Consider the following 14,904-nt stretch of genomic DNA (forward strand, 5'->3'; position numbering starts at 1 on the left):
TGTTATATTTTTATATATAACCTATCTCGAAATTTACACACTTTTCTGGACAGAGCCAAATTTAGATAAAAGATAATTGCTATGCTATTATCATTATTCTGTATAAACAATGAGTAACCTATTATTTATTATGTAATGAAGTGAAAATATTTTTTGCAAGAGTTTGGCTTATACCATTTACTTTAGATAATTCATCAATAGTGGCGTCACATATTGCTTTATATGAGCCAAAATAATGTAACAAGGCTTTTTTCCGGATGACACCAATTGAACTTATGTCATCTAAACTAGAAACTTTAATGGCTTTAGAACGGCGTAGCCTATGATTTTTTATAGCAAAATTATGTGCTTCATCCCGCAAAATCTGTAAATATTTCATCACTGGAAGATTCTTATCGATTGTAAAAGTCTCTTTACCTGGCATATGGAACTGTTCGCATCCAGCATTTCTGTCAGGTCCTTTTGACATACAAACAAATGGAATTTTAAGATCAAATTCTTTCATTATTTTTTGTACTACAGATAAGTGTCCCTTACCTCCATCGATAATCATTAGACTCCCTGCATAAGTCAATAGACTTCCTGCATAAATCAATCTAGTTGGTGATTTTGTCGTCGAAACTTGCCTCCGCTCCTCACGTACGTCTGTGTACGCTGCGGTACTCGGTTTCGTTTCTTCTAAAAATCCCCCAACCATCTTTGACTTATGCAGGGAGTCTATTAAACTAGGTATACTCTGCTGCTTTAAAGAATTAGTGTCACAAGTACTTACCTGTTCATTTGTTAGATGCTCTTTTTTTAATCTGGTAAATCTTCTTGTTAAAACGATTCTTAACATCTCATAATCGTCACCTTGGGCATCACTCTGGGGAATAGATATATTAAAAATTCTATATTCTTTTTTATCAAAGCCCGATTGGTTAGCAACAACCATGCTACCTACGGCAAATGTTCCCATAATATGACTATTATCATAAACTTCAATTCTCTCTGGTATAGCAGGTAGGTCGAATAATTGTTGTATTTGTTGAAAGATTATTTGGTTTTTAGCAAATTGTTTTAAATGTTGGTTAAGTGATAATTGGGCATTAAATTCAGCATTTTCTAACAAATTAACCTTATTACCATGGGTAGGGAGAGTAATAGATAATTTACTATTTCCACTCAATTGTCTAATAGCTTTGGTTACTAATTCTAGATCAATGATAGGATGATTTATAATTATCTCATCTGGAATCTGAGCAGTTTGATAAAATTGATTTATAAATTGTGTCAGTATTTCTGCTTTGTTGCTATCCTCGGTGTGAATTGGGAAATAAGGTATATTCCCGTAAGATTGACCAAATCTATAGACAAATAGTTGGATACAATAATAACTATTCTTTTCAACAATAGCTATAACATCAGCGTTTTTTATAGAGTTACTGGATAAGGTTGATTTTAGTTGGATATAACTCAGTGCCTTTATTCGGTCTCGTATTTCGGCAGCTTCTTCAAAGCGTAATTGTATACTTAACTCTTCCATTTTTTGTGATAGAGTTTTTTGTAGTTCCTTAGTTTTGCCGTTTAAGAAATTTTTTACTTGGCATACTAGTTCGCTATAATCTTCTTTACTAATTTTGCTAACACATGGGGCAGAGCATCTACCAATCTGGTATTGTAAACAAGGGCGTTTACGATTGTTAAAATAATTATCGCTGCAAGAACGTAGTTTAAAAATTTTCTGTAATTCTTTTAAGGTAGTATCGACTTGCTCTGAGGAAACAAACGGACCAAAGAACTCACCACCAGATAAGTTCTTTCCTCTATATTTAATTAATTGCGGGTAATCAACATCTAAGCGTAATTTGATATAGGGAAAAGATTTATCATCTTTAAGTAATATATTAAACTTAGGTTGAAATTTTTTAATTAATTGGGCTTCAAGCAATAAAGCTTCAATCTCAGAATTAGTAACATTATACTCTAAATAATGGGTTAGAGAGATCATCCGTATTGTTTTATTATCGAGATCAGTTTTAATATAGTTAGTAAGACGTTTCTTTAGATTCTTAGCTTTGCCGATATATATAACCTGCCGATCAGCTTTCAGCATTTTATAAACTCCAGGAAGGCTGGGTACACTCTCAAGGTGAGATTTGATTAAATCACTGCCTATAAGTTTAGATTTTTGTAACATAACCTAGCTTTTTTCTGAGTAACTCTATACAAAAGACTAACAAACTGCACATAGTACCAACAAAGACCCCCTTTAGTCGAAAATTATCAGCAAAAAAATATGTCCAAATGAAGAAAGATGTAGCTCCACTTAATCCGCATAAAATCATCATTCTTGGTGCGATAGTAATGTTAAACAAGGCAAATATTAGAGGAACTAATATTATTGGCCCCCAAAACCCGGTAATAAACACTACTAGGTCAATTACATTATCAAATTTTAAAGCAATGATTATGGCAAAACTCCCAATTATAACATTAGCAATTCTAACAATTAACAATAATTTCTTTTGATTCTGTATTTTTAAAATAGGGCTTAACAAGTCTTTTACTAAGGCTATTGAGGTAACATTTAAATCAGAATCAGCAGTAGACATAACTGATGCAAGCAAACCAATTATAACAAAGCCTTGTAACCCCGAGGGGACTATTTGATCAATTAGGTGTGGCAATGCAAGATTAGAAGAGTAGTTGGGGTAAAGATTATAGGCGATTAACCCATTTAAGGTTATAAATATTAAAAATATAGCATATATCCCTGATTTTATATATATAGCATTACTAGTCTTTTTGGCATTATTGTTAATTAAAGCCCTTTGAATAAAAATAGGATATAAGTTCATTACACAAAAGCCTAGCATGGCGGTTATCGTATTAATAAATAGCTCACTGGCAAAATTATTATGATGGATAAAATATACTTTTTCAATAGGCAATTGGTTGATAAAGTCACTGATACCAATTTTATTGAGACCACATATGGCAATAATTGGAAGAGCAATTATCATCGCAAAGAATTGTAGTAAATTAGTAAACATAATTGATTGTAATCCACCGATAGTTGTGTAGATAATAACAATCCCATAACTTAATAGAGTTCCTTCCAAGTAGTTAATTTTTAAAATATATTGAAAAATATACCCACTAACACTGATTTGAGCAGCAACAAATCCTATAGATACAAAAACAGTTGTGATACCAGCTATAAAACGCCCTGCTCTACCATAATACTTTGCCATTATATCACCGACACTTTCTGCTCCATAGTGTTTAGCTATTTGTGGCACGAGATAAATAGCTATTAGTATATCAATTGGCAGAGAGAGTATCAGTCCATAGCTATACGATAAATCACCAGAAAAAGCTTTTTCAGCAATACCCAAAGTAGTAGCTCCACCAACTGACGAAGTAAAAATAGTTGCAACTAACAATATCTTGCTATTTTTAATCTTGTCTTGAACGGTAGCATAATTGGCAAAGCCTCTAAGTCTAGATCTGTGGTATATACCAATAACAAGTATCGATATCAAATATAGTAATACAATAATATTATCAAGGGTCATTACTAATTATTTTTTTATTGAATTGGAACTCAAGCATACTTCGTATAGCTAATCCGACTATAGTTATGCCTATAGGATTAGGTGATAAAGAACATAACTATTGTAAGTTGTCATTCCCGCGTAGGCGGGAATCTAGATACCTGCTTTCGCAGGTATGACACAAAGTTTGTATCACCTAATTCAATAGGTTTCACTATAACATTACTATTACCCATCTCTTTTAAAACCATTATACTTATACGTCATTGCGAGGAGCTACTTTAGTAGCGACGAAGCAATCCAGGAAAGTGATTATATTTGGATTGCTTCGTCGCAGCAAAGCTGCTTCTCGCAATGACGTCAGTTTACTATGGCTAAAGCCTTCTCGGGTTAGCTATACAATCTAACGAAGTATTTATGCTATGAGAAATGAAAAATACTACAAGAACGTTTATTATCTTCGAGTATTTGTAGGTGAATTTTAGTTATAGGTAGCGGTAATATTTCTTCAATTATTTCTGGCCATTCAATTAGACAAATATTGCCCTGCAAGGCTTCTTCTATACCTAGTTCATAAATTTCTTCTAAATAGTTTAAACGATAAAGATCAAAATGATAAATCGTGAATTTTGATGTCTTATAAATTTGTAGCAAATTAAAAGTAGGGCTGCTGATATTAGTATCAGATCCACAACAATACTTTATAATCTCTCGACAGATAAATGTTTTTCCACAACCTAAATCACCTGAAAAAGTTATAATTTTATTAGACTCTAAATTTTTAGCTATAGTTTGTGCAAACAATATAGAGTCTTGTTCGTTATTTAAAATAACAGACTCTTTTTGAAACTTCATTAATTCTCCAAATCAGAAGAGTATACATAACCAAATATAGCTAATCCGTTAAAGTTCTAGATACTCCAGGCGTCATTGCGAGACCACGTAGTGGTCGTGGCAATCCATGCTCTTGGATTGCTTCGTCGACCTACGGTCTTACTCGCAATGACGGAAGCTATCTAAAACCTTCTCAGGTTAGCTCTAGTCTAGCATATTAACCCTATAACATCAAATATTAACAGTAATTATTCTAATTTCTCGATTTTGTTGGATTCAACTAACTCAACATCGATAATTTCAGATTTTGATGAGACAAGTTGATAACGCTCTATAGGATACTGGATTGTTTTATTGCCAATATCTACACCTAATTTTTGAATATTCCTAGCTCGAGATAAAAAATGTCGGTTAAAAGAAGCGGCAAACTTATCATAATTATTGACTATATGTTGAATATTACTGCCAAGTTTCTGCGAATGCTCTGCTAATGAAGCGATAGAGGTCAGTAATTTTCTTACCTCTTCTATAATTAATTTGTGATTTTCTGAACGCCTATAATCTGAAATTTGGAACTTGGCAAATGATAGCATATTCATAAGTCCTGCTGGACCAACTGGAAAAATATTATTTTCCCAGGCTTTTTGTAAAAAATTATTATCCGCAATCAGAATTTTCTCAATAGCCTGTTCAGTAGGAACAAACATTAAAGTAACTATATTACCAAAATGTTTCTTTTTATCTTGAAAACTAGCTAAAATATTTTCTGCGTAATCTTTACTATTTAAGGATTTTAAATGATTATTCATGGTTTTGCTAAGATTAGTACTATCTTGTCCTAAATCTACTAAAAACTTTGAAGCTTTTGCATCTATAACCATTAAATTATCAGAAGGTAAAAAGATTAAGGCATCTGGTCTAAGTTTTAAATTATCAACTGTTGTCACAGAATATTGTATGATAAAGTCTAAATTAGAACGTAGACCTGATGACTTTAGAATATTCTCAAGAGTAATCTCGGCAAGTAAGCCAGCTCCAGAAGGAGAAAGCAGGGACTGTTTGATAATATCTACTGTCCCTTTAGATTGTTCAATATCTCTACTCAACGACCCAACCATGGTTATTAAACGTTCAAACTCGCTATTAAATTTGTTTGTTGCTCCCGCAATATTTTTTTCTGATAATTCCCTAGCTTCTTGATTTTCTCGTCTATGAATTTCAATTAATTGTTTAGATAGTTCATTACCAAGATCAAATAAAGCATTTTTTGCTGATACATATGATTCCTGCCTTGCTTTATCTGCTTCAGCTATCAATTGACTTTGGTAGTCTAGTTTACTGGATAATTGTTCAATCTTTTGAATATAAGAAATTTTTTCTTGCTGCAAAATTTGATTTTGCTTATTTGTCTCTAAATAATTATTTGATATAAAGCCTAATTCTGCATGTAGTTTGATTGTTTTATGATAAAACCAAGCGAATAAACCAAATAAAACGACAAGTCCGGTAAGCAATAATATAGTATAAAACATTTGAAAAATTACTATTTAATTAACGGCTTTGAAATTACCCGATCTTCCAAAGGTCCAGTTGGTCTAGCTGGCTCTAATAATTTCGGGGTTAAAGTGAATTTAGTCTTTTGTTCAATAGGTGAAAGGGTAACATGAAAATTATGTGGTTGTTGCATTACAGCATATTTATCCCATTCCGGATAAGCTCTATCTAGATTCCCTTTAAACTCATTAGGGCCATAAACTTCAATCTCACCAAATTGATATTTCCTCAGTGGGAATAATTCATTAACATAAAAGAAATCATTAGGAAATCTACCTAATGTTCTAAAATTACTATATAAAAACTTGTTGTCTTTTTGGCGGAAGATAAAGATATCTATACATCTCTTATCGCATATTGTGTAAAAGTCTTGATGGCGAATTTTATAACCTAACTCTGTAAAATCCGTTAATATATCTTGTAATCTGATTTCATCAGCATGCATTATACCGATATCTAAGTCATCATCAAAAGGTATGATACCTTGGTGTCTTACTGCTCCAAGAAGCGTACCGCCCTCAATCCAATAATTTATGTTATGCTTAGTTAATATTTCATGAGTATCTTTCATTAATTGATATAAGTGTAGGGCGTGTTCTGCACTAATTGTATATTTCTGTACTTGTTGGTCGGTAGGAGTCACATATCTCCATTGGTGATTATAAAACTCTACATAACCTTGGTACAAACCGTAGATAATTATCATCACTCCAACTACTTTAAATAAAAAGTTATTTTTCTTAAGGGGTTTGTGCATATATTATTTCTCTTATTTATTTTTAGTGGACTTCTTTCATATTTTATACTATAAGTTGATCTAGTTTAACCATTAGACAATTAATAATATATGAAAATAAAACCAGTAATTATGGCTGGTGGTCTAGGAACAAGATTATGGCCATTATCGAGGCAAATGCAACCTAAACAATTCATCAAAATATTTGAAAATTGTAGTTTAATCCAAAAAACTTTGATTACAAATAGAACTTTAGGTAAACCAACTTTAATAATTGCTAAGGATTATGAAGTAATAACACAAGAGCAACTTAGAGAACTAAATATAGAAGCAGATTTAATAATAGAGCCTATGGCTAAAAATACAGCATCATGTGCGATTATATCAGCTATTCAAGCAAAAAATAATGGTTACGATACGATTATATTGCTGCCTTCTGACCATTATATACACGATGTTGATAACTACTTAGATACTATTAATAAATCTTTGAATTATCTCTCAAAATTTGGTATTTGTACTATTGGTATTAGACCTAGTTTTGCAAATAGCGAATATGGTTATATCAAAACAAATAAGTTATTAGCAGATGGAATTTACAAAACCCAACAATTTGTGGAGAAGCCTAATATTCAACAAGCACAAAATTATTTAGAAGAAAACGACAAATATAAAAATGGCAAATATTTTTGGAATTCAGGAATTTTTATTTTTAATATAGATTTTATTCTAGAACAGGCTAAATTATGCCAAAGGAAACTTCTTAAACAGGCATATGAAGCATATTATTCTGCAACTAAAAATTATAATAATATAACTCTTGCTTTAGAACCATACATACATATTACGCCAATTTCTTTAGACTATGCTATAATCGAAAATATTAGTCAAATGATCATGATAGAAGCCAATTTTAGTTGGAATGATATTGGCAGTTGGCATTCTTTATGGCAAATGCAAAAGAAAGATATAACCAATAATTACTGTGAAGGTGATGTTATTAGCATTGATAGTACCAATTCATATATTAGCTCTAATAATAAGCTTACTGCTGTAATAGGAATTGATAATATAATAATTATTAATACTAAAGATGCGTTACTGATCGCAAATAAGTCAGAAATCGGAAAAATAAAGCAGCTGGTGATAGAAATGACCGAAATTGGACGGAAAGAAATATTATGAATTTGCGTGAGAATATAAAAAATTATATCAGTAATTTTCAAGAAGAAAATGAATATAAAGAAAGGATGTTAGACTTTTTAGATAATTGTGATAATCCGTTTAGTAGAGAAACAAAAGAAGGGCATTTTACCAGTTCAGGATTTTTGCTTAATTCTAATAAAACAAAATTCTTATTGATGCATCATCGTAAGTTAGATAAATGGTTGCAGCCAGGGGGGCATTGTGATGGTAATAATGACCTTTTAGCTGTAGCAATTAAAGAGGCTCAGGAAGAATCTGGAATTTTAGATATTGAACCAATTTCTAGGCAAATTTATGATATAGATGTTCATTTTATTCCTAGTAATGCTAAAGAACAAGAACATTATCATTATGATGTGAGGTTTTTGCTAAAAACCGTTTGCAACGATTATTTTGTAAAAAATGCCGAATCACATGATTTAAGATGGATAGAATTTACTTATAATTACGAAGAACTTGTGTTGGATAGTTCAGTAAAAAGGATGATAGAGAAGTATATACAAATCTGGTCATGTACATACGGCAAAAGCAAAAATCTTCCTGACCAAAGGCTAAGTGGGGTAAATAAAATGGATCAAGCACAAATAGTAGATAATAAGAAATTAATTATAGACAGCACATTGGTGAGTAGATTACTCACCAGTCAATTTCCACAATGGAAAGATTTGCCTGTACAACCAGTCGTGGTTGGGGGGTGGGATAACCGAACATTTCACTTAGGTAAACAGATGCTTGTACGCATGCCAAGTGCAGCAAAGTATGCAATGAAGGTAAAAATAGAACAAAAATGGTTGCCTAAATTGGCACCTTTGTTACCTCTTCCAATTCCAGAGCCGTTGGCAATGGGAGAACCGGGTGAGGGGTATCCATGGCGATGGTCAATTTACCGCTGGATTGAGGGCGACACTGCTGCGTCTGCACATATAGCTGATCAGTGTGACTTCGCAACTAATCTAGCACAGTTTCTTATCGCTCTACAACGCATCGATACGACGGATGGACCTTTGCCCGGATTACATAATTTTTATCGTGGGGGAACGCTAAAGACCTACGATATTGAGATACGGCAAGCAATTGATATTCTGAAGGACAAAATCGATACTGGTGTTGCTCTTGAGCTTTGGGAGGCGGCACTTGCAACTACCTGGCAGGGTTTGCCGGTGTGGGTTCACGGTGACATCAGTGTCGGTAACCTGTTAGTGCAGGAAGGAAAGTTGAGTGCTGTCATTGACTTTGGAGGGTTGGGAATTGGTGATCCAGCTTGTGATCTAGCAATAGCTTGGAATATGTTTGGGAAAAAAAGCAGGGAAGTCTTTCGTACACTACTTTCGTTGGATGCCGATACATGGAATCGCGGTCGTGCCTGGAGCTTGTGGAAAGCCTTGATAATCGTTGCTGGTTTTGCAGGAACAAACGCTGTTGAAGTTCCACAATCTTGGCGTATTATTAATGAAATCCTTACAGATTACAAGAATACGTTAAGTTAATGGCAACAAAAAAGTTTTATAGAAATAAAGAAGATTTTATTTGTGAGATGTGTGGTGAATTCATCCAAGGCAATGGTTATACTAATCATTGCCCAATATGTTTCTACAGTAAGCATGTAGATGTTAATCCTGGGGATAGGGCATCTGGATGTAATGGACTAATGCAGCCAATTGCCTATAAAACAGATGGTAAAAAAGGTTTGGTCTTAACCCATAAATGTCTTAAATGTCGAGAATATAAAAATAATAAACTTGCTGATACGGATAATGTAGAAAATTTGCTAAATATTTTTAGTTAGAAGTTATTCTTGCAAAATTGAAAAATTTAGATTAGTGACTAGTATATAATATGGTATACTCAAGTGATTTGAAGAATTGGAACGTAAAACAAGGGGTGAGATATAGTGAAACCTATTGAATTAGGTGATACAAACTTTGTGTCATACCTGCGAAAGCAGGTATCTAGATTCCCGCCTTCGCGGGAATGACAACTTACAATCGTTATGTTCTTTATCACCTAATCCTATGAGCATAACTATAGTACGTGAACACGCGAATACCACAGCTGTCGAAAGTTAGAAGGTAAAGCAGGTTTAGATAGTACACTTTAAAAGTCGTATGTGGTCAACGTCATTGCGAGAAGACCGTAGGTCGACGAAGCAATCCATAAAAGTAACCAAAAATGGATTGCTTCGTCGGCTCACGCCTCCTCGCAATGACGTAAGTTTACTATGGCTAAATACTAAGCGGGTTAGCTATATATAATTTTGACGTAATATAAAACTATAATATGAATATCAATGATAAAACTTACTATAGACGGTATTGAAATTGAAGTAGAGGAAGGCACAACCGTATTTCGTGCCTGTAGCAAGCTTGGTATAGAAATCCCCCATTTCTGCTTTCATGAACGTTTGAAGATTGCCGGTAATTGTCGTATGTGCTTGGTAGAGATGGAAAAATCTCCAAAACCTATTGCTTCTTGTGCCACGTCTGTTACCCCAGGCATGGTGATCCACACTAATACTATCGGCGTTAAAAAGGCTCGTGAAGGGGTAATGGAATTTTTATTGATCAATCACCCTCTAGATTGTCCTATTTGTGACCAGGGAGGTGAGTGCGATCTACAGGATCAAGCCTTTAAATATGGTGGAGCACGTTCTAGATTTTTGGAAAATAAAAGAACGGTCAAAGATAAATATATGGGGCCTTTGATTAAGACCCAAATGACTAGATGTATACAATGTACAAGATGTATAAGATTTGCCACTGATATTGCTGGAATTGAGGAAATAGGGGCTCTTTACAGAGGAGAACATATGGAAGTTACCTCGTATCTTGAGCGTAGTCTTGAATCAGAGCTATCAGGCAATATTATAGATGTTTGCCCTGTTGGTGCATTAAATTCAAAGCCTTATTCTTTTAAAGCTCGTAGTTGGGAATTAAAGAAAACTGAATCAATAGATGTATTGGATGCCCAAGGCTGTAATATAAGAGTCGATAGTAGGGGATCTGAAGTAATGAGGATATTACCGAGGGTTAATGATGAGTGGATATCAGATAAAGCCCGATTTGCTTATGACGGCTTGAGATATCAAAGGTTAGATTCTCCGTATATAAGACACAACGGTAAATTAGTTGAAGCTTCCTGGAGTGATGCTATTGCACTGGTAGCACAAAAATTACAGTCGCTTGCCGGTGAGCAAATGGCGGCAATAGCTGGAACACTCGCCTGCACCGAATCAATGTTTTTATTAAAAACATTGTTACAAAAGCTAGGATGTAATAATTTTGATAGCAACCAGTTTAATTATAAAATAGACAAATCTAGCAGGGGAAACTATCTATTTAACACAACAATCTCTGAACTTAAGAAATCTGATCTAATTTTGCTAATTGGTGCAAATATTAGACAAATAGCTCCGGTTCTTAATTCTCGTATTGGTATATTACAAAGAGAAGGTCAGTTAAAAGTAGCTCGAATTGGTAATATTAGCGACCAAACTTATTCTATCAGTGAATTAGGGGCTAGCCCTGAGGTAATTAAAGCAATAATATCAGGAGAACATCAATTTTCTAAAGAGTTGGCAGCTGCAAAAAATCCAGTTATAATTATTGGTGATGGAGTATATTCTCGGGATGATGGTTATGCTATTTTGGCACTCATTCATCAGATGGTGGACAAATATAAAATAGTTAGAGACGATTGGAATGGTTTTAATATATTGCATAATCATGCGTCAATGGTTGGTAGTTTAGATATAGGTTTCAGCCCTAAAAATTTCAGTTCTAAGGGTGGTGGTAATGGGGTTTATGAAATTTTACAAAAGGCAGAAATAGGTGATATCAAATTTGTCTATTTACTAGGTAGCGATGAAATTGATATGAGCAAAATAAAATCATCTTTTGTCGTATATCAAGGGCATCACGGTGATAATGGAGCAAATGCAGCAGATGTCATTTTTCCTGCTAGTAGCTATACGGAGAAAGATGCTATTTACGTAAATTTTGAAGGAAGACCGCAATATGCCAGGGCAGCAACTAGTCCAGTAGGACAGGCAAAAGAAGATTGGCTTATTATAAATAAGCTTGCCAATAATTTAGGGCTAAATCTTGGTATGAATAATTTAGTTGAAATAAGAAATAAGTTGGCAGCCGAGTTCCCGGTATTTGCCAATATTTCTGAGATAATGAGTGGTGAGTTTATAGAATTTACCTCTACAGATAAATTACTTAACGATGATATAATGACTAAACCGATAAATTATTATATGACAGATTCAATTAGTAGGGCGTCTATTACTATGGCAAAGTGCTTAGAATCAAAGCAAGAAAGGGAAAAAGTTGCATGATATCGTTATTTCAACAATATCTATTACCATTAATTATTGTGGCGTTGAAAGTCCTATCTATCACTATTCCTCTTCTGCTGTGTGTAGCCTATCTTACCTATGCTGAACGAAGAGTAATAGGTCTAATGCAACTGAGAAAAGGTCCAAACGTAGTTGGATATTTTGGCTTGTTGCAACCAATTGCTGATGCAGTTAAACTATTATTTAAAGAAACAATTATACCAAATCAAGCTGATAAAATATTATTTACCTTAGCACCTATGGTTACCTTTGTGCTTAGTTTAATTGGTTGGGCAGTGATACCTTTTGATAAAAAGCTAGTATTAGCTGACATCAATGTTGGGGTTTTATATATTATGGCAATCTCCTCGTTGGGGGTTTATGGTATAATCATAGCTGGTTGGGCAAGTAATTCGAAATATGCTTTCCTTGGAGCTATTCGTTCATCAGCTCAGATGATTTCATATGAAGTATCTATAGGGTTGGTGATTGTTACTGTACTTTTAACGACGGGAACTCTTAACCTTTCAGAAATCATAGAAAGGCAACAATTATTGCCTTGGTGGGTTGACTTGATGTTATTACCTATGGCAGTAATATTTTTCATATCAGTACTTGTAGAAACTAATAGATTACCTTTTGATTTATCAGAAGCTGAGTCTGAGCTAGTTGCTGGTTATAATGTTGAATATTCTTCTATGGGTTTTGCCTTATTTTTTCTTGGCGAATATGCTAATATGATTTTAGCCAGCGGTATGACCACAACATTTTTCTTAGGTGGCTATTTGCCACCTTTTGGTATTAAGTTTTTGAATTTCGTGCCGGGTTTTATTTGGTTTATAGTAAAAGTTGGGTTTTTATTATTTTGTTTCTTATGGATAAGAGCAACGTTACCTAGATATCGTTACGATCAATTAATGCGTTTAGGTTGGAAAGTATTTTTACCTTTTACTTTATTTTGGGTGGTGTTAATATCAAGTGTTTTAATGTTTACCAATAATTTACCAAACTACCTATAGCTAACCCGGGAAGGTTTTAGATAGCTTCCGTCTATTAGCGAGGAAAAAAGACCGTAGTAGGTCGACGAAGCAATCCTAAAAGTGATTAGAAATGGATTGCCACGACCACTACGTGGTCTTGCAATGACAAAAGTCTATTATGGCTAAATATTAATCGGGTTAGCTATAAAATAAGGAAAATAAACATATATATAGTTAGTTAGATTTATGTCAAATATCAGTCCTAGAGTCGATATCGCCTTCAAAAAAATCTTCGGTGTTGAAGAGAATAAGGATTTGCTTATTTCCCTAATCAATTCGATTGTGTCTAAGGAAGATCAAATAACAGAAGTAAAACTTCTTAATCCATATAATCCAAAAAATTTCAAGAGCGATAAATTGTCAATTTTAGATATTAAAGCACAAGGAGAGGATGGCAAAAGATTTAATATTGAAATCCAAATTACTGACGAAGCTGATTATGATAAGAGAGCTCTTTATTATTGGGCTAAATTATATACTGAGCAATTAAAGACTGCTGAGGACTATGCTACTTTATCGAAAGCTATTGGCATTCATATATTAAACTTTACGTCTATTTTACATGAAGATAAATATCATAATGTGTTTCATATAGTAGAAAAAGATAGCGGTTTGTTATATTTCAAGGATTTAGAGTTGCATACTATTGAGCTAAATAAGTTTACTAATAATCCAAAAGAACAGCTGGCTGACATAGTAAAGAAGGTAAAGAATTCTCTTGATATGTGGAGTACGTTTTTAACTAGAAACGATTTACTGAACAAAGATGCTCTACCAGCAGAGTTGAATGATGTTAGCTTAAAAAAAGCCCTAACAGTTTTGGATGTGATGAATTTTACTGAGGAAGAAAGGGCTGCCTATGAAGATCATCTGAAGTGGCTGCGTATTGAAGCTAACACTCTCAAAAAATTTGGGGATAAAGCTCGAGAGGAAGGCAGAGAGGAAGGTATCCAAATTGGAGAAGCTAGAGGAGAAGCTAAATTAATAAAAATGATGATAGAAAATGGTAGCTCTATTGAGGAAGTAGCTAAAATTACTAGCTTATCTATTACTAGAATTAATCAATTATTGGAAATTAAAAATGATCCTGGATATCTTTCGTAGTTAAATAGAATAATTTAAATTTGTAAAACATGCTTAGTGCTAGAAATTTTTGGTGTATAATGAAATGAGAATAATTAATTACCTGAAGTCTTTTTTGTTATTTGAAATAGTATCAGGGCTTGGCCTAACTTTGAAATATTTCTTTAAGCCTAAAGTAACTATAAATTATCCCTATGAGAAGGGGAGGATAAGCCCGAGATTTAAGGGCGAGCATGCATTAAGGCGTTATGCCAATGGTGAGGAACGTTGTATTGCTTGTAAGCTTTGCGAGGCAATTTGCCCAGCTCAGGCTATTATTATTGAAGCAGAAGAAAGAGTAGATGGTAGTAGGCGTACCACTAGGTATGATATTGATATGACCAAGTGTATTTATTGTGGTCTATGCCAAGAAGCATGTCCAGTTGATGCGATAGTGGAAGGTCCTAATTTTGAATTTGCTACTATTAGTCATGAAGAATTGCTTTATGACAAAGAAAAATTGTTGAAGAATGGTGATATGTGGGAGCAAGAATTAGCAATTAAGCTACATAATGATTATAAATATAGATAATT

16 protein-coding genes are annotated in these 14,904 nt (G+C 33.6%); 10 read left to right on the top strand and 6 right to left on the bottom strand.

Annotated features, from left to right (window positions below; translation table 11 throughout):
• Positions 1-121 precede the first annotated feature (121 nt).
• Positions 122-2,179 carry an excinuclease ABC subunit UvrC gene (gene uvrC / locus ACQH2P_RS00135; RefSeq protein ID WP_425362516.1) on the bottom strand — a complete coding sequence of 686 codons (2,058 nt, stop codon included), beginning with the start codon at positions 2,177-2,179 and terminating at the stop codon, positions 122-124.
• Entirely contained in the window at positions 2,163-3,560 is a 1,398-nt protein-coding gene (locus tag ACQH2P_RS00140) for a sodium:solute symporter family protein (RefSeq protein ID WP_425362517.1), read from the bottom strand. The genes uvrC and ACQH2P_RS00140 overlap by 17 nt, the downstream gene beginning before the upstream one ends.
• 81 nt (positions 3,561-3,641) lie before the next feature.
• Between ACQH2P_RS00140 and ACQH2P_RS00145 the strand changes: the two genes are divergently transcribed.
• On the top strand, positions 3,642-3,824 hold the full coding sequence (locus ACQH2P_RS00145; protein ID WP_425362518.1) for a hypothetical protein: 183 nt from the start codon (positions 3,642-3,644) through the stop codon (positions 3,822-3,824).
• On the top strand, positions 3,806-3,946 hold the full coding sequence (locus ACQH2P_RS00150; RefSeq protein ID WP_425362519.1) for a hypothetical protein: 141 nt from the start codon (positions 3,806-3,808) through the stop codon (positions 3,944-3,946). The genes ACQH2P_RS00145 and ACQH2P_RS00150 overlap by 19 nt, the downstream gene beginning before the upstream one ends.
• Positions 3,947-3,959: 13 nt before the next feature.
• Here the strand turns inward: ACQH2P_RS00150 and tsaE are convergent, their stop codons facing one another.
• The 3 genes from tsaE to ACQH2P_RS00165 all read right to left on the bottom strand — a co-directional run bounded on the left by tsaE (position 3,960) and on the right by ACQH2P_RS00165 (position 6,684).
• Complete coding sequence (gene tsaE, locus ACQH2P_RS00155) at positions 3,960-4,394, bottom strand: tRNA (adenosine(37)-N6)-threonylcarbamoyltransferase complex ATPase subunit type 1 TsaE (protein ID WP_425362520.1); 435 nt, start codon at positions 4,392-4,394, stop codon at positions 3,960-3,962.
• Positions 4,395-4,621: 227 nt separating this feature from the next.
• Positions 4,622-5,905 carry a DNA recombination protein RmuC gene (locus tag ACQH2P_RS00160; RefSeq protein WP_425362521.1) on the bottom strand — a complete coding sequence of 428 codons (1,284 nt, stop codon included), beginning with the start codon at positions 5,903-5,905 and terminating at the stop codon, positions 4,622-4,624.
• 11 nt (positions 5,906-5,916) lie between these two features.
• Positions 5,917-6,684: a LicD family protein gene (locus tag ACQH2P_RS00165; RefSeq protein ID WP_425362522.1), complete on the bottom strand. Its 768-nt coding sequence runs from the start codon at positions 6,682-6,684 to the stop codon at positions 5,917-5,919.
• Between the two features lie 90 nt (positions 6,685-6,774).
• Between ACQH2P_RS00165 and ACQH2P_RS00170 the strand changes: the two genes are divergently transcribed.
• Genes ACQH2P_RS00170 through ACQH2P_RS00180 form a run of 3 tightly spaced genes read left to right on the top strand, consistent with a single transcriptional unit; the run spans position 6,775 to position 9,655 of the window.
• Positions 6,775-7,848 carry a mannose-1-phosphate guanylyltransferase gene (locus ACQH2P_RS00170; RefSeq protein WP_425362523.1) on the top strand — a complete coding sequence of 358 codons (1,074 nt, stop codon included), beginning with the start codon at positions 6,775-6,777 and terminating at the stop codon, positions 7,846-7,848.
• A gap of 2 nt (positions 7,849-7,850) precedes the next feature.
• Positions 7,851-9,356: a phosphotransferase gene (locus ACQH2P_RS00175; RefSeq protein WP_425362524.1), complete on the top strand. Its 1,506-nt coding sequence runs from the start codon at positions 7,851-7,853 to the stop codon at positions 9,354-9,356.
• Positions 9,356-9,655 (top strand): RNHCP domain-containing protein, encoded by a 300-nt coding sequence (locus ACQH2P_RS00180; RefSeq protein ID WP_425362525.1) that lies wholly within the window; start codon positions 9,356-9,358, stop codon positions 9,653-9,655. The genes ACQH2P_RS00175 and ACQH2P_RS00180 overlap by 1 nt, the downstream gene beginning before the upstream one ends.
• A 59-nt stretch (positions 9,656-9,714) precedes the next feature.
• On the opposite strand, the gene ACQH2P_RS00185 is transcribed toward ACQH2P_RS00180, so the two are convergent.
• Positions 9,715-9,873, bottom strand: coding sequence for a hypothetical protein (locus ACQH2P_RS00185; RefSeq protein WP_425362526.1), 159 nt, complete (start codon positions 9,871-9,873; stop codon positions 9,715-9,717).
• Positions 9,874-9,974: 101 nt separating this feature from the next.
• On the opposite strand from ACQH2P_RS00185, the gene ACQH2P_RS00190 reads away from it, so the two are divergent.
• The 5 genes from ACQH2P_RS00190 to nuoI all read left to right on the top strand — a co-directional run bounded on the left by ACQH2P_RS00190 (position 9,975) and on the right by nuoI (position 14,902).
• Positions 9,975-10,121, top strand: a complete 147-nt coding sequence (locus ACQH2P_RS00190; protein WP_425362527.1) for a hypothetical protein — start codon at positions 9,975-9,977, stop codon at positions 10,119-10,121.
• 35 nt (positions 10,122-10,156) lie between these two features.
• The gene (gene nuoG / locus ACQH2P_RS00195) at positions 10,157-12,208 is read left to right on the top strand and encodes an NADH-quinone oxidoreductase subunit NuoG (RefSeq protein ID WP_425362528.1); all 2,052 of its coding nucleotides are present in this window, start codon (positions 10,157-10,159) and stop codon (positions 12,206-12,208) included.
• A complete protein-coding gene (nuoH, locus tag ACQH2P_RS00200) occupies positions 12,205-13,227 on the top strand; it encodes an NADH-quinone oxidoreductase subunit NuoH (protein WP_425362529.1) in 1,023 nt (340 codons plus the stop codon). Before nuoG ends, nuoH begins: the two co-directional genes overlap by 4 nt.
• 207 nt (positions 13,228-13,434) lie before the next feature.
• Entirely contained in the window at positions 13,435-14,352 is a 918-nt protein-coding gene (locus ACQH2P_RS00205; RefSeq protein WP_425362530.1) for an Rpn family recombination-promoting nuclease/putative transposase, read from the top strand.
• Positions 14,353-14,422: 70 nt separating this feature from the next.
• Positions 14,423-14,902 carry an NADH-quinone oxidoreductase subunit NuoI gene (nuoI, locus tag ACQH2P_RS00210; protein WP_425364066.1) on the top strand — a complete coding sequence of 160 codons (480 nt, stop codon included), beginning with the start codon at positions 14,423-14,425 and terminating at the stop codon, positions 14,900-14,902.
• Positions 14,903-14,904 lie beyond the last annotated feature (2 nt).

It is taken from the genome of Candidatus Tisiphia endosymbiont of Hybos culiciformis (genome assembly GCF_964030975.1).
In the GTDB taxonomy this organism is placed as follows: domain Bacteria; phylum Pseudomonadota; class Alphaproteobacteria; order Rickettsiales; family Rickettsiaceae; genus Tisiphia.